23 protein-coding genes are annotated in these 22799 nt (G+C 57.8%); 12 read left to right on the forward strand and 11 right to left on the reverse strand.

Going from position 1 to position 22799, the window contains the following annotated elements; translation table 11 throughout:
- Position 1: 1 nt before the first annotated feature.
- Together DOU54_RS21545 and sppA are read right to left on the reverse strand one after the other, a co-directional pair.
- A complete protein-coding gene (locus DOU54_RS21545; protein WP_003493505.1) occupies positions 2 to 304 on the reverse strand; it encodes an integration host factor subunit beta in 303 nt (100 codons plus the stop codon).
- A 27-nt stretch (positions 305 to 331) separates the two neighbouring features.
- Positions 332 to 1285, reverse strand: coding sequence for a signal peptide peptidase SppA (sppA, locus tag DOU54_RS21550; protein WP_004439548.1), 954 nt, complete (start codon positions 1283 to 1285; stop codon positions 332 to 334).
- A gap of 233 nt (positions 1286 to 1518) precedes the next feature.
- Here sppA and lptC point away from each other — a divergent pair, with 233 nt between their 5' ends.
- The 6 genes from lptC (at position 1519) to ptsN (ending at position 6635) form a co-directional block, all read left to right on the forward strand.
- A complete protein-coding gene (lptC, locus tag DOU54_RS21555; RefSeq protein WP_035206688.1) occupies positions 1519 to 2184 on the forward strand; it encodes an LPS export ABC transporter periplasmic protein LptC in 666 nt (221 codons plus the stop codon).
- 13 nt (positions 2185 to 2197) lie between these two features.
- Entirely contained in the window at positions 2198 to 2761 is a 564-nt protein-coding gene (locus DOU54_RS21560) for an LptA/OstA family protein (protein ID WP_004439544.1), read from the forward strand.
- A 9-nt stretch (positions 2762 to 2770) separates the two neighbouring features.
- Positions 2771 to 3580 (forward strand): LPS export ABC transporter ATP-binding protein, encoded by an 810-nt coding sequence (gene lptB, locus DOU54_RS21565; RefSeq protein ID WP_006698893.1) that lies wholly within the window; start codon positions 2771 to 2773, stop codon positions 3578 to 3580.
- Between the two features lie 153 nt (positions 3581 to 3733).
- Positions 3734 to 5284 (forward strand): RNA polymerase factor sigma-54, encoded by a 1551-nt coding sequence (gene rpoN / locus DOU54_RS21570; RefSeq protein ID WP_113380887.1) that lies wholly within the window; start codon positions 3734 to 3736, stop codon positions 5282 to 5284.
- A 234-nt stretch (positions 5285 to 5518) separates the two neighbouring features.
- Positions 5519 to 6091 carry a ribosome hibernation-promoting factor, HPF/YfiA family gene (gene hpf, locus DOU54_RS21575; RefSeq protein WP_003520085.1) on the forward strand — a complete coding sequence of 191 codons (573 nt, stop codon included), beginning with the start codon at positions 5519 to 5521 and terminating at the stop codon, positions 6089 to 6091.
- Between the two features lie 82 nt (positions 6092 to 6173).
- Complete coding sequence (ptsN, locus tag DOU54_RS21580) at positions 6174 to 6635, forward strand: PTS IIA-like nitrogen regulatory protein PtsN (protein ID WP_004439537.1); 462 nt, start codon at positions 6174 to 6176, stop codon at positions 6633 to 6635.
- 82 nt (positions 6636 to 6717) lie between these two features.
- Here ptsN and grpE read toward each other — a convergent pair whose 3' ends face one another.
- Together grpE and hrcA are read right to left on the reverse strand one after the other, a co-directional pair.
- A complete protein-coding gene (grpE, locus tag DOU54_RS21585; RefSeq protein WP_004439535.1) occupies positions 6718 to 7353 on the reverse strand; it encodes a nucleotide exchange factor GrpE in 636 nt (211 codons plus the stop codon).
- Positions 7354 to 7465: 112 nt separating this feature from the next.
- Positions 7466 to 8557, reverse strand: a complete 1092-nt coding sequence (gene hrcA, locus DOU54_RS21590) for a heat-inducible transcriptional repressor HrcA (protein WP_022555500.1) — start codon at positions 8555 to 8557, stop codon at positions 7466 to 7468.
- Between the two features lie 136 nt (positions 8558 to 8693).
- Between hrcA and rph the strand changes: the two genes are divergently transcribed.
- The 3 genes from rph to hemW are packed head-to-tail and all read left to right on the forward strand — an operon-like array spanning position 8694 to position 11277.
- Complete coding sequence (rph, locus tag DOU54_RS21595) at positions 8694 to 9410, forward strand: ribonuclease PH (protein WP_003503798.1); 717 nt, start codon at positions 8694 to 8696, stop codon at positions 9408 to 9410.
- 17 nt (positions 9411 to 9427) lie between these two features.
- The gene (gene rdgB, locus DOU54_RS21600) at positions 9428 to 10072 is read left to right on the forward strand and encodes an RdgB/HAM1 family non-canonical purine NTP pyrophosphatase (protein ID WP_004439530.1); all 645 of its coding nucleotides are present in this window, start codon (positions 9428 to 9430) and stop codon (positions 10070 to 10072) included.
- Between the two features lie 5 nt (positions 10073 to 10077).
- Positions 10078 to 11277 carry a radical SAM family heme chaperone HemW gene (hemW, locus tag DOU54_RS21605; RefSeq protein ID WP_035206815.1) on the forward strand — a complete coding sequence of 400 codons (1200 nt, stop codon included), beginning with the start codon at positions 10078 to 10080 and terminating at the stop codon, positions 11275 to 11277.
- A 67-nt stretch (positions 11278 to 11344) separates the two neighbouring features.
- Here the strand turns inward: hemW and dnaA are convergent, their stop codons facing one another.
- The 4 genes from dnaA to mutM all read right to left on the reverse strand — a co-directional run bounded on the left by dnaA (position 11345) and on the right by mutM (position 15833).
- Positions 11345 to 12808: a chromosomal replication initiator protein DnaA gene (gene dnaA / locus DOU54_RS21610; RefSeq protein WP_006699682.1), complete on the reverse strand. Its 1464-nt coding sequence runs from the start codon at positions 12806 to 12808 to the stop codon at positions 11345 to 11347.
- A gap of 865 nt (positions 12809 to 13673) precedes the next feature.
- On the reverse strand, positions 13674 to 13940 hold the full coding sequence (rpsT, locus tag DOU54_RS21615) for a 30S ribosomal protein S20 (protein WP_004439523.1): 267 nt from the start codon (positions 13938 to 13940) through the stop codon (positions 13674 to 13676).
- A gap of 195 nt (positions 13941 to 14135) precedes the next feature.
- Positions 14136 to 14909 (reverse strand): enoyl-CoA hydratase, encoded by a 774-nt coding sequence (locus tag DOU54_RS21620; RefSeq protein ID WP_004439522.1) that lies wholly within the window; start codon positions 14907 to 14909, stop codon positions 14136 to 14138.
- Positions 14910 to 14936: 27 nt separating this feature from the next.
- The gene (gene mutM / locus DOU54_RS21625; RefSeq protein ID WP_045532975.1) at positions 14937 to 15833 is read right to left on the reverse strand and encodes a bifunctional DNA-formamidopyrimidine glycosylase/DNA-(apurinic or apyrimidinic site) lyase; all 897 of its coding nucleotides are present in this window, start codon (positions 15831 to 15833) and stop codon (positions 14937 to 14939) included.
- A 143-nt stretch (positions 15834 to 15976) separates the two neighbouring features.
- On the opposite strand from mutM, the gene ubiE reads away from it, so the two are divergent.
- From ubiE to olsE, 3 genes are all read left to right on the forward strand, one after another.
- Complete coding sequence (gene ubiE / locus DOU54_RS21630) at positions 15977 to 16753, forward strand: bifunctional demethylmenaquinone methyltransferase/2-methoxy-6-polyprenyl-1,4-benzoquinol methylase UbiE (protein WP_045532977.1); 777 nt, start codon at positions 15977 to 15979, stop codon at positions 16751 to 16753.
- A 36-nt stretch (positions 16754 to 16789) separates the two neighbouring features.
- Complete coding sequence (ubiB, locus tag DOU54_RS21635; RefSeq protein WP_113380886.1) at positions 16790 to 18364, forward strand: 2-polyprenylphenol 6-hydroxylase; 1575 nt, start codon at positions 16790 to 16792, stop codon at positions 18362 to 18364.
- Positions 18365 to 18524: 160 nt separating this feature from the next.
- Entirely contained in the window at positions 18525 to 19439 is a 915-nt protein-coding gene (gene olsE, locus DOU54_RS21640; RefSeq protein ID WP_112766085.1) for an ornithine lipid hydroxylase OlsE, read from the forward strand.
- An 8-nt stretch (positions 19440 to 19447) separates the two neighbouring features.
- Here olsE and DOU54_RS21645 read toward each other — a convergent pair whose 3' ends face one another.
- The 3 genes from DOU54_RS21645 to DOU54_RS21655 all read right to left on the reverse strand — a co-directional run bounded on the left by DOU54_RS21645 (position 19448) and on the right by DOU54_RS21655 (position 22779).
- The gene (locus DOU54_RS21645) at positions 19448 to 19822 is read right to left on the reverse strand and encodes an MmcQ/YjbR family DNA-binding protein (protein WP_113380885.1); all 375 of its coding nucleotides are present in this window, start codon (positions 19820 to 19822) and stop codon (positions 19448 to 19450) included.
- Complete coding sequence (gene coaBC, locus DOU54_RS21650; RefSeq protein WP_113380884.1) at positions 19819 to 21024, reverse strand: bifunctional phosphopantothenoylcysteine decarboxylase/phosphopantothenate--cysteine ligase CoaBC; 1206 nt, start codon at positions 21022 to 21024, stop codon at positions 19819 to 19821. The genes DOU54_RS21645 and coaBC overlap by 4 nt, the downstream gene beginning before the upstream one ends.
- Before the next feature lie 171 nt (positions 21025 to 21195).
- The gene (locus tag DOU54_RS21655) at positions 21196 to 22779 is read right to left on the reverse strand and encodes a peptide chain release factor 3 (protein ID WP_022555492.1); all 1584 of its coding nucleotides are present in this window, start codon (positions 22777 to 22779) and stop codon (positions 21196 to 21198) included.
- Positions 22780 to 22799: the final 20 nt, after the last annotated feature.

Here is a 22799-nt window from a genome sequence, read left to right on the forward strand (position 1 = left end):
ATCAATCGTCCTCTTCGTCACCCATGCCGGGGTTCAGGCGCTCGCGCAGTTCCTTGCCCGTCTTGAAGAAAGGCACCCATTTTTCCTCGACGAAAACCGACTCACCCGTGCGCGGGTTCCGGCCCGAGCGCGACGGACGGTTTTTCACCGAAAACGCGCCAAAACCGCGGAGCTCAACACGATTTCCTGCCGCCAGAGCGTCGGTGATTTCATCCAGCACCGCATTGACGATGTTTTCCACGTCACGGTGATAAAGGTGCGGGTTACGCGCAGCAACGATCTGCACCAGTTCAGATTTGATCACGGTTGCCCCCCTGAAAGAATTGGATTTTTAACGCGGCTCAACCTGCCAAACGGAAACAAGACCGTCAAGAAACAACTTGTCCGTACCGAGCTGGCCAGGCCCTGCGAAGGGAATTAAATCGTCATATCCCAGAAACTTCGCTATTTGCGCAACACTGAAAAGCGCGAAAGGCGAATTGGAGGACGGCGCACGCCATTCGACAATCGGCAAATCCTTTGCCACACCGCGGGTTTCGAAATAGGTGCGAATTTCCTTTTCGCCGCCGAGCGTGTCGACCAGCCTGTTGGCAAGAGCCTGACGGCCGGTATAGATCGATCCATCAGCCAGTTTCAGCACATCCTCGCGTGGCAGTTTGCGGCGATCTGCCACAAGGTCCACAAACCAGCCATAGCTGTCCATCACCATGGCGCGGATCATCGTCTTTGCTTCTTCCGGCGCCTCGTGGAACGGTGAAGGCTCCGCCTTCATCGGCGACGACTTGATTTCCTGCAACGAGACGCCGAGCTTGTCCATCAACTGGCCAAGTTGGGGATATTGGAAGATCACGCCGATCGAACCGGTGATCGAGGTTTCGCCGGCAACGATGACATCGCCCGCCGATGCGATCATGTAACCTGCGGAGGCAGCGAGCGTGCGCACATCCGAAACGACCGGCTTCTTTTCTGCGACCCCTCGAATGGCCTTAAAGATGCGCTCACCGCCATAGGTGGTGCCGCCTGGCGAAGAAATCGACACGATCAGTCCTTTGACATTGTCGCTCTTGGCGATCCTGTCGAGCCGCTCGAGAAGTTCGGTATTGTCGGTGATCAGGCCAGAGACCTCGACGCGGGCAATATGGGGCTTCGCACTCTGCTGCGGTCCATCCCAGAAAAGACGGTAGAGGCCGAAGAAACCGGCAACGAGCAGAAGAACGGCGGCAATCCGCCAGAAAGTCAGCTTGCGGCGCAACCGCCTGCGATCCGCTATCGCCATATTGTCCATAAAAACCTCTGTCATCCGCTCTTGCGCTTCAGGCCATATGGTTCTTCTAACGCGAAGCCGCAAGGAAACAATAAGGAAACCAGAATTACGATAAAATTCGCATTTCCCTTGCACCTTTCCAGACAAAAACCATATTGGCAGGACAAAGCACTCGTGCCAAAGACATTTAGATAGAGACACAAGCTTCAATTGTGCGCCTGAAAGGCGCCGAGAAGCATTCCGGACCCGCTCTTATGCTCGAAAGACTCCGCGAACCCGCGCCAGCATTTCCGCTGCCCAATGACCAGAACGGCGCTTACGGGCGTGCGCTCCGGCATTCAGCGCGTGTGAAACGGCTGAAAATCATTCTGCCGCTCGCGGCGGCAATCGTTTCGCTTGCCTTCATCGCTGTCTCGGTTATCCGAACCTGGGCGCCTGAAGAAGTCTCCCTCGAAAGCGCGAGGATAGAAGACGGCAAGATCGTGATGGAAAAACCTGCCGTTGCGGGCCGCAACGAGAAGGGAATCGATTACTCCATGAACGCCGACCGCGCGTTGCAGGACATCGCCAACCCCAATCTGATGACGCTCGAAAAGGTTCTGGCGGCGGTTCCGGTAAACGACAGTGTCGCGCAGGTGATCGCCCAGGAAGGCATTTTCGACCGCGCCACGAACAAACTAAAGATGACCGCCCCTTTTGACATCAATCTCAGCAATGGCATACAAGCGAAATTCCAGTCTGCGGAAGTCGATCTGAAGGCCGGGAAAATGAGCAGCCAGCAGCCGGTTTCAATCAAAACAAACGACGGCTCGATTGTTGCGCAATCGATTGACATCGCCGATAATGGCAAGACAATTACATTTTCGGGGCAGGTACGGGCACGTATCGCTGCATCCAATATCAAAAATGAAGGCAAGTGAGAGCCCGGTCCAGATGATGCAAATTTCCCGTCCCGTTTTCCTTGGCAAATCCGCAGGCTTAACAGCCGCAGGTCTTGTTTTTTCGTGTCTTGCAACTGTGGCTTTCGCCCAGAACACCACCAGCAACATGCAGGGTGTCAAGCTTTCCGGCGATCAGCCGATTGCGATTGAAAGTGACCAGCTCGAGATTCGCGATCAGGAGCGTAAGGCATATTTTACCGGCAACGTGAAGGTTGTGCAGGGAACGACCACCCTGCAGGCCGGCAAGATGACGGTGAATTACAAGGGCGAGGGTTCTTCGCTCACCAGTGGCGACGCCAACATCGAAAAAATCTTCGTGGACAATAATGTCTATCTGACGTCCGAGACCCAGAAGGCCACGGCTGATCACGGCGAATTCGACATGGCGGCGCAGACCTTCATTCTGACGGGCAAGCAGGTCGTGCTGTCCGAAGGCACCAATGTCTTCACCGGCTGCAAGCTCACTGTTCTGATGAATACGGGACAGGCCAAGCTCGAAAGCTGCGGCGGTCCTGTCCGGATCATGCTCGATCCGAAATCGCAGAAGAAACAGTAGTCTTTCCTCGTGAAGATACCCTCGATCTCAAAAATATTCGGCGGCGGGCGCCACCGATCCGCGGACTCCGCCTCACCGGCGGACAAGACCCCCTATCAGGGCACGCTGATCGCGCATGGTTTGACCAAGACCTATAATACGCGTCGCGTGGTCAACGGTGTTTCGCTGGTCGTTCGTCGCGGCGAGGCTGTGGGCCTGCTCGGGCCGAACGGCGCCGGCAAAACCACCTGTTTTTATATGATCACGGGCCTGGTTCCAGTCGATACCGGCAAGATCGCCATCAACGGCAATGATGTGACCACCATGCCGATGTATCGGCGCGCCCGTCTCGGCGTCGGTTACCTGCCGCAGGAAGCCTCGATCTTCCGCGGGTTGACCGTGGAGGAGAACATCCGCGCCGTACTGGAAGTGCACGAGCCGGACGCAGCCAAGCGCAACCGCAAGCTCGATGAGCTGCTGGAAGAATTCCATATCGCGCAGCTGCGGAAGTCGCCCGCCGTGGCGCTTTCGGGTGGCGAGCGCCGCCGTCTGGAAATCGCACGCGCGCTTGCGACAGATCCGACCTTCATGCTGCTCGACGAGCCCTTCGCAGGCGTCGATCCGATTTCGGTCAGCGACATCCAGAATCTGGTAAGGCATCTGACAGCGCGCGGCATCGGTGTTCTCGTCACTGATCATAATGTCCGAGAAACGCTTGGCCTCATCGACCGCGCTTACATCATCCATGCAGGCGAGGTGCTGACGCATGGACGTCCCGACGATATCGTCAACAATCCGGATGTGCGTCGCCTCTATCTCGGCAATAATTTCAGCCTTTAAGCTGTAGGGCGCGAAAGATTCTTCGTCGCGCCCTGCCCTGACGCTTGACCAAACAAAATAAAAAAGCAATTTTTGGGCCAAGTTCTGTCGTCTCGGTAAAATTTCTGGAAAATCTGGCGACGGAGAAGCTGTAAAGGGAGTTTCGCGTTCGCCATGGCATTGTCTGCCAGCCTTTTGCTGCGTCAAAACCAGTCTCTCGTGATGACACCGCAACTGATGCAGTCCATCCAGCTGCTTCAGATGACGCATTTCGAGTTGACGCAGTTTATCGCGCAGGAGGTGGAACGTAATCCGCTGCTGGAAATTGCGGCAAACGATGGCGATTTGAGCAATGAAATGCCGGCGGAAGCCGACAATTTCGGCGACAGCGATGGTGACGGCGCGGGAAAATCCCCCAGCGTGACCGCGGATAGTGAAGACTGGTACGGGGATCGCGCCGCCAATCTTGGCGATCAACTCGACACGAGCTTCGAAAACGTCTTTCCCGACGATGGCGAGCCGAGAAAGGCCGATGCGCCCGAACTGGCGAGCCAGTGGAAATCGATGCCGGGCCAGGAATCCGGCGAAAGTTACGATCTCGATGACTTCGTCGCTGCAAAACAGAGCCTGGGCGACCATCTCAGTCAGCAATTGCCGCTCTCCATCTCTTCCCCCGAAGACAGGATGATCGCCGATGTGCTTATCGGCCAACTCGATGAGACCGGCTATATCGCCGCAGACGCTGTCGACGAGGTCGCCGAGCGGCTGGGAGCGGCTCCTTCGACTGTCGAGCGGGTTCTGAAGACACTCCAGGGCTTCGATCCTCCGGGCGTATTTTCACGTTCACTGAGCGAGTGTCTGGCGATCCAGCTCGCGCAGAAGGACCGGCTCGACCCGGCCATGCGGGCTTTCATCGACAATCTCGAGCTTCTGGCGAAACGGGATTTCGCCTCCTTAAAGAAACTCTGCGGGGTCGATGAAGAAGATCTGCTCGACATGCTGGCGGAAATCCGCACGCTCAATCCACGCCCCGGTGCAGGCTACGATTCAGCGGTTTCGGAGACCATCGTTCCCGATATCATCGTTCGCCCCTCCTCTTCCGGCGGCTGGCTGGTGGAAATCAATCCTGAGACCCTGCCACGCGTGCTCATCAACCAGAGCTATTTCGCCGAAGTCTCGAAACACAAGGCTCGCGCAGGAGAGGACCAGGACTTTCTGGCTGAATGCATGCAGACCGCCCATTGGCTGACCCGCAGCCTCGACCAGCGCGCCCGGACGATCATGAAGGTTGCGACGGAGATCGTGCGTCAGCAGGATGCCTTTCTCCTCAATGGCGTGGATCACCTGCGGCCGCTGAACCTGAAGACGGTTGCGGACGCCATCAAGATGCACGAATCCACCGTCAGCCGTGTGACATCAAAGAAATACATGCTGACGCCACGCGGGCTGTTCGAGCTCAAATATTTCTTCAGCGTATCGATCAGCGCTGTGGAAGGCGGTGACAGCCATTCAGCGGAAGCAGTTCGTCACCGCATCAAGGCCATGATTGCGCAGGAAGCGGCTGATGCGGTGCTTTCCGACGACGATATCGTAGACAATCTAAAGAAGAACGGTATCGATCTCGCCCGCCGCACCGTCGCCAAATATCGGGAGGCGATGAACATCCCCTCCTCCGTGCAGAGACGCCGGGAAAAGAAGGCTCTTGCCAGGTTGTCCGCCTTCTGAGCGATGAACCCGATCACGTTTATGGCGGTTTTTTGCCGCACCATTGACTCTTGTCGCGGCAAGGGCTAGAAGCCCGCCGCACACGTAAGCAAGGTCATTTGTAACGGATTCATCTCCACCGTCCATGGGCGTAAAATTCGAATGAGGGCTTTTTAAGGTCTTCGAAACGCTTGGATGCGCGCGCGGCTTGACGTAAGCTGGTACTCGCAAATCACTACAAAAAGGAAAATTTCCATGAGTGTGCGTGTATCTGGTAAACATATGGAGATCGGTGAATCTTTCCGTCAGCGGATTGAGGACAATATAGGTCTGGCGGTTACCAAATACTTCGATGGGGGGTATTCAGGCCAAGTGACCGTAGAGAAGTCCGGATCGCGTTTTGCGGCCGATTGCAAGCTGCATCTCGATACGGGCGTTGTATTGCATGCGGCGGGTCAGGCGAATGATCCGCAAGCGAGCTTCGATGCCGCCGCCGAGCGGATCGAAAAGCGCCTGCGTCGCTACAAGCGCAAGCTCAAGGACCATCACAATGGTGCGAACGGCGTGTCGCAGGAAATCGCCTATACGGTGATGGATGCTATTCCCGATGAGGACCACGAGGTCCCCGAAGATTACGCACCCACCATTGTGGCCGAGAGTTCGAAACAGATTAAGACCATGTCTGTTGCCAGTGCCGTGATGGCGCTCGACATGACCGACGAACCGGTTCTGCTGTTCCGCAGCCCGGGCAAGGAATATCTCAACATCGTCTACCGGCGTCACGACGGCAATATTGGCTGGATCGACGCGGAAACGATCAAGAGCTGAACAGTCTGACAAGACGTGGAAGGCAGGACGCGAAAGTGCATCTGCCTTCCGCCTCGTCTCGATGGCATGAAGGAAAAAGAGAATGGCGTTGGCAGATTTGCTGCAACAAGATGCGATTATTCCCGCCCTCAAGGTGAATTCCAAAAAGCAGCTGCTTCAGGAGCTGGCCGCAAAGGCAGCCAGAATTACCGGAGTCTCGGAACGGGAAGTGTTCGACGTCATCCTCCAGCGTGAAAAGCTCGGTTCCACCGGTGTGGGGCACGGCATTGCCATTCCCCATGGCAAGCTCAACAGCATCCAGCAGATCACCGGTGTTTTCGCACGTCTTGAAACGCCGGTCGATTTCGAAGCGCTGGACGATCAGCCTGTTGATCTGGTTTTCCTGCTGCTGGCGCCAGAAGGTGCCGGCGCCGACCATCTGAAGGCACTTTCACGCATTGCGCGTGCCCTGCGCGACCCTGAACTGGTGGCCAAGCTGCGTGCTACAGATTCCGATACGGCGATCTACGCCTTCCTTAATCAGGAACAGGCAACGGCTGCCTGACGGCAGGCCTTCCTTTCCCAGTTAATGGCAATAAAAAACGCGCCCTGAAGGCGCGTTTTTCGTTAAATCGGCACAGATGGCCTCAAGCGTCTTTTTCATTGACCGACGCAGTGCCCGGTTCAGCCGAGGCAGCGGTTTCCGCCTTCGGGCCGCCCTTGGAGACACCGACCATGGCGGGGCGCAGAACGCGGTCGCCAATGGTGAAACCGGCCTGAATTACCTGCAATACGGTATTGTTGGGAACCGTCGTGTTGGGAATTTCAAACATGGCCTGATGGAAATTCGGGTCGAACTTCTGGCCTTCGGCATCGATCTTCTTCACGCCATGGCGTTCCAGCGTCGACAGCATCGAGCGCTCGGTCATTTCGACACCTTCAATCAAGCCATTCAGACCGGCTTCGCCATTGGTCTTGAGCTCAGCGGGAATGGCCTCGAGAGCGCGGCGAAGATTGTCTGAAACCGCCAGCATGTCGCGGGCAAAAGCGGCCATGGAATAGGTCTTGGCATCTTTTACGTCGCGTTCTGTGCGACGACGAAGATTGTCCATTTCCGCGGCAAGGCGCAGGAACTTGTCGCGCAGGTCGGCATTTTCCGCCTTGAGCACTTCGACCGGATCAGGCTCCGCCGTTTCAGCCTGTTCTTCACCTGCCTGAGCAGGATCGACAAACTCTTCCGCGACGTCCGCGTCAGGTCCGGGCTTTTTTGTATCGTCGGTCATGACGTTCTCCAGATTTGAATATTGTTGGTTGCGCCCGATATCGAGCTTTGGCGGGCAAAAATCAAGGCTTGCGGCGAAAAGCTTGCCGCATTCTCCTTCCTTGCCGGCTTGTCTATCTCTGTTTGCGGGAAAGGCGGGCCATGATCTGCGCGGTGTAATCCACCATGGGCACGATACGGGCATAATTCAGCCTGGTGGGCCCGATGACGCCGACCGCACCAACGACACGATTGTCCTCGTCACGATACGGCGCGACGATGAGCGAGGAACCCGAAAGCGAAAAGAGCTTGTTTTCCGAACCGATAAAAATCCTCACTCCCGACCCACTTTCCGCGAGGTTGAGGATTTCAATGAGGTTTTCCTTACGCTCCAGATCGTCAAAGAGCAGGCGAACACGATCGATGTCTTCCTCGCCGGCCAGTCCCTCCAGCAGGTTGGACCGTCCGCGAACGATGAGACGACCAAGCTTGCCGTCCTCGCTATCGCCCGCCCAGACAGCCAGACCGCGTTCGATGAGATCCTGTGCCAGCGTGCCGAGTTCGGATTGCAGCTCCGCCTGCTGCTTCTGGAACTGGCCGCGCAATTCCTGCAGCGTCTGGCCGGACAGATGGGCATTGATGAAATTCGCAGCCTCGGTCAACTGTGACGAAGAAATGCCAGTCGGTAACTCTATGATGCGATTTTCGACCTGATTATGATCACCCACCAGCACGGCGAGCGCCTTGGTCGGTTCGAGCCTGATGAATTCGACATGCTTGAGCACCACATCGTTCTTGGCCGTCAGCACCAGGCCTGCGCCCCGCGACATCCCGGACAACATGCGGCTCGCTTCCGTCAGCAGCCCTTCCAGCGATTGCTCGTGACCGGCGACCGGCCCGATCTGGCGATCGATGCTTGCGCGTTCCTCCGCGGGCAGATCGCCTACCTGCATGAAGGCATCAACGAAAAAGCGCAACCCGGTCTGGGTGGGAAGGCGCCCAGCGCTGATGTGAGGGGAATAGATGAGGCCCAGTTCCTCCAGATCGCTCATGACGTTCCGTACGGAGGCCGGTGAAAGCGACATCGGCAGCAGCCGCGACAGGCTGCGTGAGCCCAACGGTTCGCCGGTATCGAGATAACCTTCGACGATGCGCCGGAAAATTTCCCGCGACCGTTCATCGAGAAGCGATGCCTGATCTTTTGAAAGCGGTGCAGAAAAGCCCATTCGTCCGTTCTTTGTCGTCCATATCCTGTCTGCCATCAATATAATGCGTCGCGCGGCCGCGGCAAAATGGAAATTGGCTTTGCAAAAGCCAGGACCTCGCCTTAGAAGGCAGGGACCAACATGGAGAGTGGATCATATGCGGCCTTCAGGCAGAAAAACCGACCAGATGCGCAAGGTTTCCTTCGAGCGCAATTTCTCGAAACATGCCGAAGGCTCCTGTCTCGTGAAATTCGGCGACACGCATGTGCTCGTCACCGCAAGCCTCGAAGAAAAGACGCCGCCGTGGCTGCGCAACAGCGGCAAGGGCTGGGTTACCGCAGAATATGGCATGCTGCCGCGCTCCACCCATGAACGCATGAAGCGCGAAGCTGCTTCCGGCAAGCAGGGCGGCCGTACGCAGGAAATCCAGCGCCTCATCGGCCGCTCGCTGCGCGCCGTCGTTGACCTGCAGGCGCTCGGCGAACGCCAAATCAGCATCGACTGCGACGTCATCCAGGCCGATGGCGGTACCCGCACCGCCTCCATTACCGGCGCGTGGATCGCGCTGCACGATTGCCTGAAGTGGATGGAAACCCGCAACATGATCAAGGTCGAGAAAGTCCTGAAGGATCATATCGCGGCGATCTCCTGCGGTATCTTCGCCAACCAGCCGGTTATCGATCTCGACTATCTGGAAGATTCCTCCGCCGAGACCGACGCGAATTTCGTCATCACCGGCTCGGGCGGCATCGTCGAGGTTCAGGGTACTGCTGAAGGCGCGCCCTTCTCCGAAGAAGAATTCCTGACGCTGCTCGGCCTGGCCAAAGCCGGCTGCAGCGAATTGGTCGCCCTTCAGAAGCAGGCTATCGCCTGAGCCGACAGGAAAGCGTGATGCGCAAGCTCGATACCAGAACCATCGTCGTCGCCAGCCACAACAAAGGCAAGATTGCCGAAATTGCCGATCTCATCGGCCCTTTCGGCTTTTCCGCCAAGTCGGCGGCTGAGCTCAACTTCGAAGAGCCGGACGAGACAGGTACGACCTTCGAAGAAAATGCCGCCATCAAGGCGCTTGCCTCTGCGAAGGCATCCGGTCTTCCGGCTTTGTCCGACGATTCCGGTCTGGTTATCGACGCGCTTGACGGTGCGCCCGGTGTCTACACCGCCAATTGGGCGGAGACGGCCGACGGCACACGCGACTTCGCCATGGCGATGCGGAAAGTTGAAGATGCGCTGGCCGAGCACGGCGCATCGAAACCGGAAGATCGCACGGCCCGCTTTGTCAGCGTGCTGTGCCTGGCCTGGCCCGACGGTCATGTCGAGTATTTCCGTGGCGAGGTGGAAGGCACTGTCGTCTGGCCACCGCGCGGAACGAGCGGATTTGGCTATGATCCGATCTTCAAACCCGAGGGTTACGACACCACATTCGGTGAGATGACCGCGGACGAAAAACACGGCTGGAAACATGGCGACAGCTTTGCGCTATCGCACCGTGCCCGTGCGTTTAAAAAATTCGTAGAAACCTGCCTGGAGGCATGAACCCGATGGTCGGGGAGCATCAACTTTCTGCCCCCGGCGCATCGCTTCTGCCGGATACGGGCGATCCCGGTTTCGGGATTTATCTGCATTGGCCCTTCTGCGCGGCCAAATGCCCCTATTGCGATTTCAACAGCCATGTCCGCCACCGGCCGGTGGATCAGGAGCGGTTTACGGCTGCCTTCCTGCGTGAAATGGAACATATGCGGTCGCTGAGCGGCCCGCGCGTCGTCACCAGCATCTTCATGGGCGGCGGCACGCCATCGCTGATGGACCCGCAGACAGTCGCAGCACTTCTTGATGGCGTCTCGCGCTTCTGGCATGTGCCGGATGGCATCGAGATCACCATGGAAGCCAATCCTTCGAGCGTCGAGGCAGAGCGGTTTCGCGGTTACCGGGCGGCGGGCGTCAACCGCGTCTCTCTCGGTGTGCAGGCGCTGAATGACCGCGACCTGAAATTCCTCGGACGGCTGCATGATGTCGCTGACGCCCTGAAAGCCATCAGGCTGGCGCGTGAGATTTTCCCGCGTATGTCCTTCGACCTGATCTATGCCCGCCCGAACCAGACGGTGGCCGAATGGGACGCCGAGCTGAAGGAAGCAGTCTCCTATGCCGTTGACCATCTGTCGCTCTATCAGCTGACGATAGAAGAAGGCACGCCCTTCTACGGCCTGCACAAGGCCGGCAAACTCATCGTGCCAGATGGCGAGCATTCGGCCGTGCTTTATGAAGCCACTCAGGAAATCACCGAGCGTTACGGCATGCCGGCCTACGAGGTTTCCAACCATGCCCGGCCCGGTGCTGAAAGTCGCCACAACCTCACCTATTGGCGTTATGGCGATTACGCGGGCATCGGTCCTGGCGCGCATGGGCGCCTGACGCGCGGCTCCTCCAAGCTCGCAACGGCGACCGAACGCCACCCTGAGACCTGGCTGGAAACCGTTGAGCGGGAAGGCCACGGCATGATCGATCAGGAACTCCTCGGCGTCGATGAACAGGCCGACGAATTGCTGCTGATGGGCCTTCGCCTGCGGGAAGGCATCGATCTCGCCCGCTGGAGTGATCTTTCCGGACGCGACCTCGACCCGGAAAAGGAAGAGTTTCTTCTCCAGCACGGCTTTGTGGAGCGGCTCGGAAACTCCCGGCTGCGCTGCACCCCATCGGGCATGCTCATTCTGGACGCCGTCGTCGCCGACCTCGCCTGCTGACACCCGCGCATCGGCTTTAGTCATCAAACAAGAAGAGAATAAAAAAGCGGCCCGGAGGCCGCTTTTTTCATGCGTTGTTTTCGTTGATCAGGCGCTTCAGCAGTTCGACCTCATGACCGAGCTTGGTATCGCCGGAGATCAGCTCCTCGATCTTGCGCACCGCATGCAGAACCGTGGTATGGTCACGTCCGCCAAAACGGCGGCCGATCTCCGGGAAAGACCGCGGCGTCAGCATCTTCGCCAGATACATGGCGATCTGGCGTGGCTTGACGATGACTCGGGTGCGGCGGTTGGACACCAGTTCCTGCCGCGACACGTTGTAATGCTTGGCGACGATCCGCTGAATATCCTCAATACGCACGCGCTTGGCCTCGCCCGTGCCGACGAGATGCGACAGTAGTTCATCGACCCGGTCGACCGACAGATTCGGTTCGAAAGAGCGCCGGAACATCAGCTGGTTGAACGCACCCTCAAGTTCGCGACCGCTCGCCGTAACGCTTTTGGCGACATGGGTCAGGATTTCGTCCGAAATATCAAAGGAAGGATCTTCCTGACGGGCCGAACCGAGGCGGCGGTTGAGCATTTCATAACGCATGTCGTAATCGGGCCCTTCGATCTCGATGGCCATGCCGCCCTGAAGGCGGGAGCGCACGCGCGGATCGAGCGATTCCAGTTCCCATGGAGCGCGGTCAGCCGCAACCACGACCTGCTTGGCGCTGTCGAGCAGCATGTTCAGCAGGTGGCAGAATTCGTGCTGGATCATCTTGCCCTGCAGAAACTGCATGTCATCGATGACGAGCAGATCGATATTGCGTAGCGTATCCTTCAGCGTCAGAGCGTCATTGTCACGGATCGCGGTTGCGAAACGCCACATGAAATATTCGGCCGTCAGATAAACCACGCGCGGATTGCGCGGGCTGTCGATGGCCGCATTCGCGATAGCCTGCAGAAGATGTGTCTTGCCGAGGCCCACACCCGCATGGATGAACAGCGGATTAAAACGCACAGCGCCGGCGCCGGCTTCTGCGATCGTCTTTGCGGCTGCAAGCGCAACACGGTTGGAGGAACCTTCTACAAACGTCTCGAAGGTGAAACGGGTATCTAGCGGTGACCCGAACAGCGGACCGGAGCCGCCCTGACGCAGGGTTGCCTGCGCGGCCACGGGCTGCGCAGAAGGCGCCGCCGCGGGCTGCTGCGGGACAAAAGGCTTGTTGCGCTGAACCGCCCCGATTTCCTGAGCGGGCTGTGTCCGTTCCTCAGCCTGGGCCGGGCGCACCGGGCGGCTGGCCGAGCGGACCAGAATCTCCACCTTCAGCACATCCGGATCCTCGCTCTGCACGAGGCTGGTGATCAGGTCCATATAACGGTTATTGATCCAGGACTTCAGAAAGGTCGTCGGAACGGTAAAACGAACGACGCTTTTCGAAACGGAATGGAGTTTCAGCCGTGCAAACCAGCTCGCATAGACTTCCGGACCAACCTGTGCCTTGAGCCGCGCGCTAAAACGTTCAAACAGCGCATCATGCTTCATTGCCGATTTGTCCCCTGCCGCCTCTGAGCAAGCTGCATCACATGCCTTTGGTGCGCGGTCCCCATCAGCCACCGCACCCATCGCCAAATTCAATTGCATATTGCCGCCTTTCAAATTGCCAATCATAGCCTGACGACCAAAATAGATCGCCAGAGATCCCCCTCGTTTATTCCCGCCCTCAGCGTTCCCCTCGAAAGAACGTCAAAGACTATTCTCGTTTGCGAGCCGGTTTCCCATTTCCCTCTCCCTCATGGAGAGGCCTGCGACACGCTCAAAACGCTCCTTTCGCCACAACCTTAAGGCGCATTTTTGAGGACAAAAAGCTCCCGCCCGTTCCGAGACCGAAACGGTACAAAAAGCTCCATGACCTGAAAAAACGGACCTCGAAAGACCCGTCAGCAAGAAGGTGAATATCGTCGATACGAACATCGAGATAATCTGTGGACTGAGATCCGCACCCCTTGTTGGAATGCATTTAGGCAGGATCGTGGAGAGAGATCAATGGCGTTTTTTCTGCAAAAACGTAGATCGGCCATTGACTCGCAAAGGCCGTTTTGCATCACCGTCAAGGTTCAAAGCAGAATCGCTTATGAATCAATGAGATTCAATTTTGGCGTTTTTTGAGAGCCTGTTTTGGCAAAAAAATAAAAATCTTCTTGACTCAAAACTTGCCCCGACTTCCGTAGAGCAAGCTTCCCATTTTGGAGAAGACCTCCAGCAAGTAATTGTTTTTGCTTAGTTTTTCCTGTCGTTCAGTTGACACGCATTTGTCACGTTACGGGAGGAATGATTAACAGGCGGTTAGAATCAGAAAAAGCCCGGTCAAAGACCAGGCTTTTTGAATAATTATTTGTAATTAGCCGGATTAGGCGGAAAGAGCCTTCACGCGCTGTGCAAGACGCGACACCTTACGGGATGCCGTGTTGCCATGCAGAACGCCCTTCGTAGCGGCGCGCTGGATCTCGGGCTGAGCTGCCTTCAAAGCTTCGGTAGCGACAGCGAGATCACCGGTAGCGATTGCTTCCTCGACCTTGCGGATGAAGCCGCGAACGCGCGAACGGCGAGCCTTGTTGACTGCGGTACGGCGAGCGATCTTGCGGGTCGCCTTTTTCGCCGAAGTTGTATTGGCCATGTATGCCTCTCTTCGAATTCAAACCAAATTCCGCAACCAGAGGATCGGGTCTTTCGAAGACCTCACGTAACCCAAGAATGCGGGAGTAATTTCGGACAAGCCGGATGGCTTTCCTTAACCGTGGGCGGGCATATACCGCTAAAGCTTACGCCCGTCAACGCGCAAAACGCTTAAAAGCGCCGATATTCCGAATCCTTAGCGATTCCGGAAAGCAGGTTTGCGCTTTTCGACGAAGGCCGCCATGCCCTCCTTCTGATCTGCCGTGGCGAAAAGCGACTGAAAGGACCGTCTTTCATATCTCAGACCTTCCGAAAGCGGCACTTCGAAGGAACGATTGACACTTTCCTTGGCCATGAGCACGGAGGCACGCGACAGCGACGCGATGCGGGTGGCGGCCTCCACCGCCTCGTCCATCAGGTTCGCGGCCGGTACGATTCTCGATACGAGACCGGCGCGCTCGGCTTCCGCCGCATCCATCATGCGGCCAGTCAGAACGAGGTCCATCGCCTTTGCCTTGCCCACCGCACGCGTCAGCCGCTGGGAGCCGCCCATGCCTGGAATGACACCCAGCGTGATCTCAGGCTGGCCGAACTTTGCCGTATCGGATGCTATGATGAAGTCGCACATCATGGCGAGTTCGCACCCGCCCCCGAGGGCAAAGCCGGAAACGGCGGCGATGACGGGTTTGCGGGTGGCCGCAACCTCGTCCCAGCCGCCAAGAAAATCGCCGACATAGGCATCGACGAAATCCAGCCCCTGCATTTCCTTGATATCGGCACCCGCCGCAAATGCCTTCTCAGAGCCAGTGATAACGACCGCACCGATGGAATCGTCTACGGAAAATGAAGACAGGATGTGTCGCAGCTCTTTCAGAAGCACGGAATTGAGAGCGTTTAGCGCCTTTGGACGATTGAGCGTGATGACCCCTACCTCGTCGCGCTTTTCGACCAATATCGTTTCATAATCCACGGCAGTCTCCCCTTCTCCGTCGTTCGTTCATTTCTGGCAGGCGGCGCAATAAAAGGTGGAGCGGCCAGCCTGCACCACCCTTTCAACCGTACCCCTGCAGCCGGGGGTACGGCAAGGCTGCCCCTCCTGATCGTAGACCGAAAAGGAATGCTGGAAATAACCAAGCGTTCCGTCCGTCTGTATATGGTCGCGCAATGATGAGCCCCCGGCGGCGATGGCATCGGCGATGACATCGCGGATTTTCTCCGTGAGATCGACAAGCTTCGCTGTGGGCTTGCCACCTTTCGTTACCAGCGTTCCGGCGGCACGCAGGGGGGAAAGATGGGCGCGCCACAGCGCCTCGCAGACATAGATATTGCCGAGGCCGGCAATAACCTTCTGGTCCAGCAGCGTGCTTTTCAGCGGTTGGCTTTTACCGTCGAACCGGCTCGCGAGATAATCCGCGCTCAGCGTATTGCCTGTTGGCTCCGGACCAAGTTCCGCAAAGGCGGGATAAAGATCGAGCTTGCTGCGCTCCACCAGATGCATGAAGCCGAAGCGACGCGGATCATTATAGATAACGCAGATGCGCTCTTCGCCTTTATCCAGATGAAAGACGACGTGGTCGTGCTTGCCGTCCTTCGAGCGGGGATGGTGGAACACGCCGGGTATGCTGCCTTCTGCATCGGCTTCCGCTTCCACGCGGAAAGAGCCGGACATGCCGAGATGGGACACGATTGTCAGCCCGTCCTCCAGCTCGATCAGAAGATATTTTGCCCGCCTTCCGAGCGAGATGATTGTCTTCCCCTCGATAAGCTCCGCGAAATCCTCTGGAAACGGAAACCGCAGGTCGGGGCGGCCGAGATGGAGCTTGCGAACCCTTGCCCCTTCCATGGCGGGAGCAAGGCCGCGTCTGACGGTTTCGACTTCTGGCAATTCTGGCATCTGGCTTATCCGGCAGTTTTTCGTTAGGACCATGTGGTCTATAAAGTGCACGCGAAATGTCGCGCCCAGGCGATGCGGCAACAGATAGCGTCGCCATGGCGTTTCCGCTATGGTCCGCCACGCAATAAATATGGAGACAGACGATGACCGACGCCCGTACCACCGCCCAAGGCGGCATGGAAACGTCCTATGGCTTCCACAAGGTGGACGAAGGCCAGAAGCAGGGGATGGTCAACGAGGTCTTCCACAAGGTGGCCAAGCGCTACGATATCATGAATGACGTGATGTCGGCCGGCCTGCACCGGCTGTGGAAGGACGCCATGGTGTCCTCGCTTTCGCCGCGCAAGGATCCCTCCTACAAGGTTCTGGACGTGGCTGGTGGTACCGGGGATATTGCCTTCAGGATCGTCGAAGCTTCCAACCGTCTGGCGCATGCCACCGTTCTCGATATCAATGGCTCGATGCTTGCCGTCGGCGAAGAGCGCGCGGCGAAAAAGAAGCTTTCGGACAATTTGACCTTCGTGGAGGCCAATGCCGAGGAACTACCTTTTGAGGCGAACAGCTTCGACGCCTATACGATCGCCTTTGGCATTCGCAATGTTCCGCGCATCGACGTTGCGCTGAAGGAAGCGCACCGTGTGCTGAAGCGCGGCGGGCGGCTTCTGGTGCTGGAGTTTTCCGAAGTTGAGATGCCGCTGCTTGATCGCGTCTACGACGCGTGGTCGTTCAATGCCATTCCGCAATTCGGCAAGATGATCACCGGCGACGCTGAACCCTATCAGTATCTGGTCGAATCGATCCGTAAATTCCCCAATCAGGAGGATTTTGCGACGATGATCCGCACCGCCGGCTTCTCCCGCGTGACCTATACCAATTACACCGGCGGCATCGCCGCCCTGCATTCCGGCTGGAAGCTCTAAGACCATGGCCGGCACAGGCAGGAGACAAGCATAAGCATGAGCACTTTGGGCGCATATTTCCGCCTCGCAAGGGTAGGCTGGGTTCTCGTGCGCGAAGGCGTCGTCCTGGCCCTGCCGTCCGATGATCTTCCTGCGCCCGCGCAGGTGTTAAAAGCCCTGCTGAAGCCATTCGCCCGTAGCAAGGCGAAAAGAGCGCAGCGTAGCGATCGGCTGGCGGTGGCCGTCGAGCGGCTTGGACCGTCCTATGTGAAGATGGGTCAGTTTCTGGCCACCCGTCCGGATGTGGTGGGCGCGGAGTTCGCGGACGATCTCGCAAGCCTTCAGGACCGCATGGCCTTTTTCCCAGCCGCAGCCGCCAAAGCGAATATCGAGGGATCGCTCGGACGGCCGGTTTCGGAACTCTACAGGGAATTTGGCGACCCGATCGCCGCCGCCTCCATCGCCCAGGTCCATCCGGCGATTGTGGATACGCCAAAGGGGCCACGCAAGGTTGCCGTGAAGGTGATCCGTCCCGGCGTGCGACAACGCTTCCAGAACGATCTCGAAGCGATGTATCTGATCGCCGACCTGCAACAGCGCTTTGTCCGCTCGGCCCGTCGTCTGCGCCCAGTCGAAGTGACGCGCACGCTGGAGCAGACCACCAAGATCGAGATGGATCTGCGGCTTGAGGCCGCCGCCCTTTCCGAGCTTGCGGAAAACACCAGGCAAGATCCCGGTTTTCGTGTTCCCGAAGTCGACTGGGAACGCACCGGTCGTGACGTCGTCACCATGGAGTGGATCGACGGCGTCAAGATGTCGGACATTGAAGGCCTGAAGGCCGCCGGTCACAACCTGAACAAGCTCGCCGACACACTGATTCAGTCCTTCCTGCGGCACACCCTGCGCGACGGTTTTTTCCATGCCGACATGCATCCCGGCAATCTTTTCGTCGATCCGCAGGGCATGATAGTCGCGGTCGATATGGGCATCGCCGGACGGCTCGGGAAAAAGGAGCGGCGGTTTCTCGCCGAAATCCTCTACGGCTTCATCACGCGCGATTACATGCGGGTGGCGGAAGTACATTTCGAGGCCGGTTACGTGCCGGGCCATCACGACATAGCGAGTTTCGCGCAGGCGATCCGCGCCATCGGCGAGCCAATTCACGGCCAGCCGGCCGAGACGATCTCCATGGGCAAGCTCCTGACCCTTCTCTTTGAAGTCACTGAGCTTTTCGACATGGAAACCCGGCCGGAACTCGTGATGCTGCAAAAGACCATGGTGGTGGTTGAAGGCGTGTCGCGTATGCTCAATCCGCGCTTCAACATGTGGAAGGCGGCTGACCCTGTTGTCAGTGGCTGGATAAGGGACAATCTTGGCCCGAAACGTATCGTAACCGATCTAAAAGACGGCGTGAAGGCCGCCCTGAAGCTCGCCGAGGCAGCGCCGGAGATCGCCGCCAAGACGGAGAAGCTGCATTCCGAACTGATGTATATGAGCGAGCACGGCTTGCGTTTCGACGCCCAGACCGCAGAAGCCATCGGCAGGGCAGAAGCGCGCCATACCAGATGGGGGCGGATAGCGCTGTGGGTTATTGCGCTGACGCTTGTCTTTATTGCCATCAAGGTAAGCTGAACATCTCGGCACGTTTTCGTGCCATGTTTGTGTAACGTCTCGAGGTAATAAAGACTTCGCCTTTCTTCGGGTCAGGCAGTTGTGCGGGTAAGGGCTGCTTTGAAGCCGCGATAGTGCGCGGGTATTAGAGACGGATGATGCCGGTCGGGATTTGATTGTGATGGCAAAAGCGCAGATACTGAAACAGACCCTCTCCTATTCCTCCTGGCCACTCGTCTTTGTTGGCGGCCTCGTGGGGTCATATTTCGCCTTCTCGAGCAGCCATCCGATCGCGGCGTTTCTCAGTGTTTATGCCTGCGCGGTTATCACTCTCTTTCTTCTCGAACGCTATATTCCCTATGAAGTCGAATGGCTCGAAGGGGATGGCGAGACAATGACGAGCATCGGCCACACGCTTTTGACCAAGGGGCTGGTGCAACTTGCCGCCGCAGCATCGGCCATCTTCCCGATGCTGGCCGCGAACGTGCTCCAGCCGCTCGCGGCAATGCGCTTTGACCTGTGGCCATCGCATCTGCCACTGGTGGTGCAGGTCTCGCTTGCGGTAACGATTGCCGAATTCGGTCTCTACTGGGCCCATCGCATCGCGCATGAAACCGTTTTTTTCTGGCGGTTCCATGCCCTGCATCACAGCGTCGTACGGCTATGGGTCGTCAATACCGGGCGGTTCCATGTGGCCGATTCCCTGTTCAAGATCGCGCTCAGCCAGATTCCGCTTTATTTCATGGGGGCGCCGCTGCAGGTGTTCTGGTGGCTGGGTGCTGTGACCGCATTCATCGGAATCTTGACCCATTGCAATGTCGACATGAAAACGGGTGTGCTCGACTATGTCTTCAGCACGCCGCGCCTACATCGTTGGCACCATTCAAAACAGCTTCCGGAAGGCAATACCAATTACGGCGAAAACCTCGTCATCTTCGATATTCTCTTTGGCTCCTACCATAACCCTAACCGACCCTCATCAACTGATATCGGCATCAAGGGTGAGATCGCCAAGGGGTTTTTGCCACAGCTCGTGCAGCCCTTCACCAAAGAAGGCGTCCGCCAGATCATCGGCAAGGACAAAAAGGTCAATTGAAGCGGGAATTATAGGGCGGGTGCGGGATCGATCACGATGCCCAGCTCGCCCCGCAGTTTTTTTGTCAGGCCGGCTGCCACAAGCTCATAGGAGCGGCGCACATAGTGCTCCACTTCTTCCCGTTCGAGCGGAGAATGATCGGCAATCGATATCCATTTGCGTTTGGCAAAATACGGCGCCTGGGCGATACCGTCGAGCGCAGTGAGGATTTCAAAGCTCTCCTCCGAGCATTTCACCACCAGCCGCCAGTCTTCCCGTTCGCCCAGCACGGCAAAGACCTTGTCGCCCACCTTGGCAACATGCGAATCCCATTGATCGACGAAACGCACGCCCGGCCATTCGCCAAGCATCCTGTCGAATGTCTTGCGATCAAAGATGGTCATGTGAGTTTCTCCGCGACAAAGGCTGCCAGACGTTTTGCCACTTCGGCCTTATCGAGATCCGGCCATGCCTCAACACCCTCAGCCGAAATGATTTTCACGCTGTTGCGGTCTCCACCCATGATTCCGGTTTGCGCCGAGACGTCGTTGGCGACGATGTAATCCGCGCCCTTGCGTTCCAGTTTGGCGCGACCGTTTTTTTCCACGTCCTGCGTTTCGGCAGCGAAGCCCACCACTAGCTTCGGACGGTTTTCATGGTGGCCGACGGTTTTGAGAATATCGGGATTTTCTGTCAGCTGGAGCGCCGGCGGCGCATCACCTGGCTGTTTCTTGATCTTTTGTTCTGATGAACCCGCCACCCGCCAATCGGCGACGGCGGCAACCATGACGGCGATATCCGCCGGCAGCCTTGAGATCACCGCGTCCCGCATTTCTTCGGCGCGCTCGATATGGATTACCGTCACACCGGCGGGATCAGCAATGGTCACCGGCCCGGAAACCAGCGTTACGTCTGCACCGAGTTCCGCGAGAGCCGCTGCAATCGCATGGCCCTGCTTGCCCGATGAACGGTTGGCGATGTAGCGCACGGGATCGATCGGCTCATGCGTAGGGCCGGAGGTCACGATCGCCGTCTTGCCCTTCAGGGGCATCGTCCCCCCATCCAGCAGCGCTTCAACGGCTTGGATGATCTGTAAAGGCTCCGCCATTCGGCCGAGACCTGCCTCCCCCTTCTCAGCCATCTCGCCGGCCATTGGTCCGACGAAAAACACACCATCTTTCTTCAGCGTATCGACATTGCGCATTGTTGGCTTTGCCGACCACATTTTTGGGTTCATCGCCGGCGCAACCAGCACCTTGCGGTCGGTCGCAAGAAGGACCGCCGAAGCTAGATCATCGGCCAAACCATGTGCCATCTTCGCCATGAGATCGGCGGTGGCGGGCGCCACCAGCACGAGATCGCAATCGCGCGCCAGCCTGATATGACCGACATCCTGCTCGTCCTGCCGTGAAAAAAGCTCCGTGAAAACATGGGTGGCGGACAATGCACCAACGGCGAGCGGGGTGATAAATTCCTGCGCGCCTTTCGTCATGACAGGCGTAACCTTTGCGCCGCGCTCTTTCAGACGGCGGATGAGGTCAAGGCTCTTATAGGCTGCGATGCCGCCTGAAATGATGAGGAGAATATGTTTGTCTGAAAGCGTCATGATGCCGGACCAGTTTCCCGTTTCAGCGGGAAACTAGAGCATTTTCGGTGAAAACGTAATCACCTTCAATGCTCTAGCTCTTTGTTTTCCGCATTTCTGGACGGAAAGACGCTTGCGCATTTTTCCTGAAAACGCTCGGCCCTTGGCATGCAAAGTGCAACCCGGCCGATATCACGCCGCCTTGGCGACGTGATATTCCTTGATCGCAACCATCTTGATAGCGGGGAAACGCTCGGATTCATAACGCAGCGAAAAGGCATCCTGCGCCAGAAATACCGGATCGCCATCCAGGTCGCGGGCGATATCGCCACGCTTGACGTTGAGGAACTTGTCCATTTCTGCCGGCTGATCGGACGAAATCCAGCGGCAGACCGAGAAGCGCGACATTTCGAAGGAAACCGGCAGGCCATATTCGCCCATCAGCCGTTCCTTCAACACGTCAAGCTGCAGCGCACCGACGACGCCGACGATGGCTGGCGAGCCGTCTTCCGGCGAAAAGAGCTGCACGACGCCCTCTTCGGCCATTTGCTGCAGGGCTTCCTTCAGCTTCTTCGCCTTCATCGCATCTTCCAGACGCACACGGCGCAGGATTTCCGGCGAGAAGTTCGGCACACCCTGGAACACGAGGTTTTCACCCTCGGTCAGCGTATCGCCGATGCGGAGCGTACCGTGGTTCGGAATGCCGACCACATCACCTGCAAAGGCTGTGTCGGCCAGCTGGCGTTGCGAGGCGAAGAAGAATTGCGGCGCGGTGAGCCCCATCTGCTTGCCGGTGCGTGACAGGCGCGCCTTCATGCCGCGCTCAAGCTTGCCGGAGCAGATGCGGGCAAAGGCGATACGGTCGCGGTGGTTCGGGTCCATATTGGCCTGAATCTTGAAGACGAAGGCAGTCATTTTGTCTTCGGCCGCATGCACGGTGCGGGTATCCGCCACCTGATCGCGCGGCGGCGGTGCGAAATCACCGAGCGCATTGATAAGGTCACGCACACCGAAATTGCGCAGCGCCGAACCGAAGAAGACCGGCGTCATATGACCTTCGAGGAAAGCCTGCCGATCGAAGGGACGGCAGGCTTCCATCGCCAGTTCCGTTTCTTCGATGAAAGCATCGCGCTCATTTTCCGGCAGTCGATCCGCCACCGCCTGCGGACCGTTAACCTTCATGGCCTCCACCTGCGTGTCGACGCCGCGGAACGTGCTGTCGGCAAGATGATAGGCGCCGCAGAAGGTTTTGGCGCGGCCCACCGGCCAGGTGATCGGCGCCGTATCGAGCGCCAGCTTCTCCTCCACCTCGTCCAGTATCTCGAAGGGGTCGCGGCTTTCGCGGTCCATCTTGTTGATGAAGGTGATGATCGGAATATCGCGCATGCGGCAGACTTCGAACAGCTTCAGCGTGCGCGGCTCGATACCCTTGGCGGCGTCGATGACCATGATCGCCGCATCCACGGCCGTCAGCGTACGATAGGTATCGTCGGCGAAATCTTCGTGGCCGGGCGTATCGAGGATGTTGAAGACGCGGTCGTTATATTCGAAAGTCATGACCGAGGTGACGACCGAAATGCCGCGCTCGCGCTCGATCTTCATCCAGTCCGAACGGGTCTGGATGCGGTCCTTTTTCGCCTTCACCTCACCGGCAAGCTGGATCGCTCCGCCGAACAGCAGCAGCTTTTCGGTGAGCGTGGTTTTACCCGCGTCCGGGTGCGCGATAATAGCAAAGGTGCGGCGGCGGGAGACCGCCTCGGCAAGTGTTTCGGCCATCTGACAAATCCTGTGGAATT

This window comes from Agrobacterium sp. MS2 (genome assembly GCF_003261015.1).
Taxonomy (GTDB): domain Bacteria; phylum Pseudomonadota; class Alphaproteobacteria; order Rhizobiales; family Rhizobiaceae; genus Agrobacterium; species Agrobacterium pusense.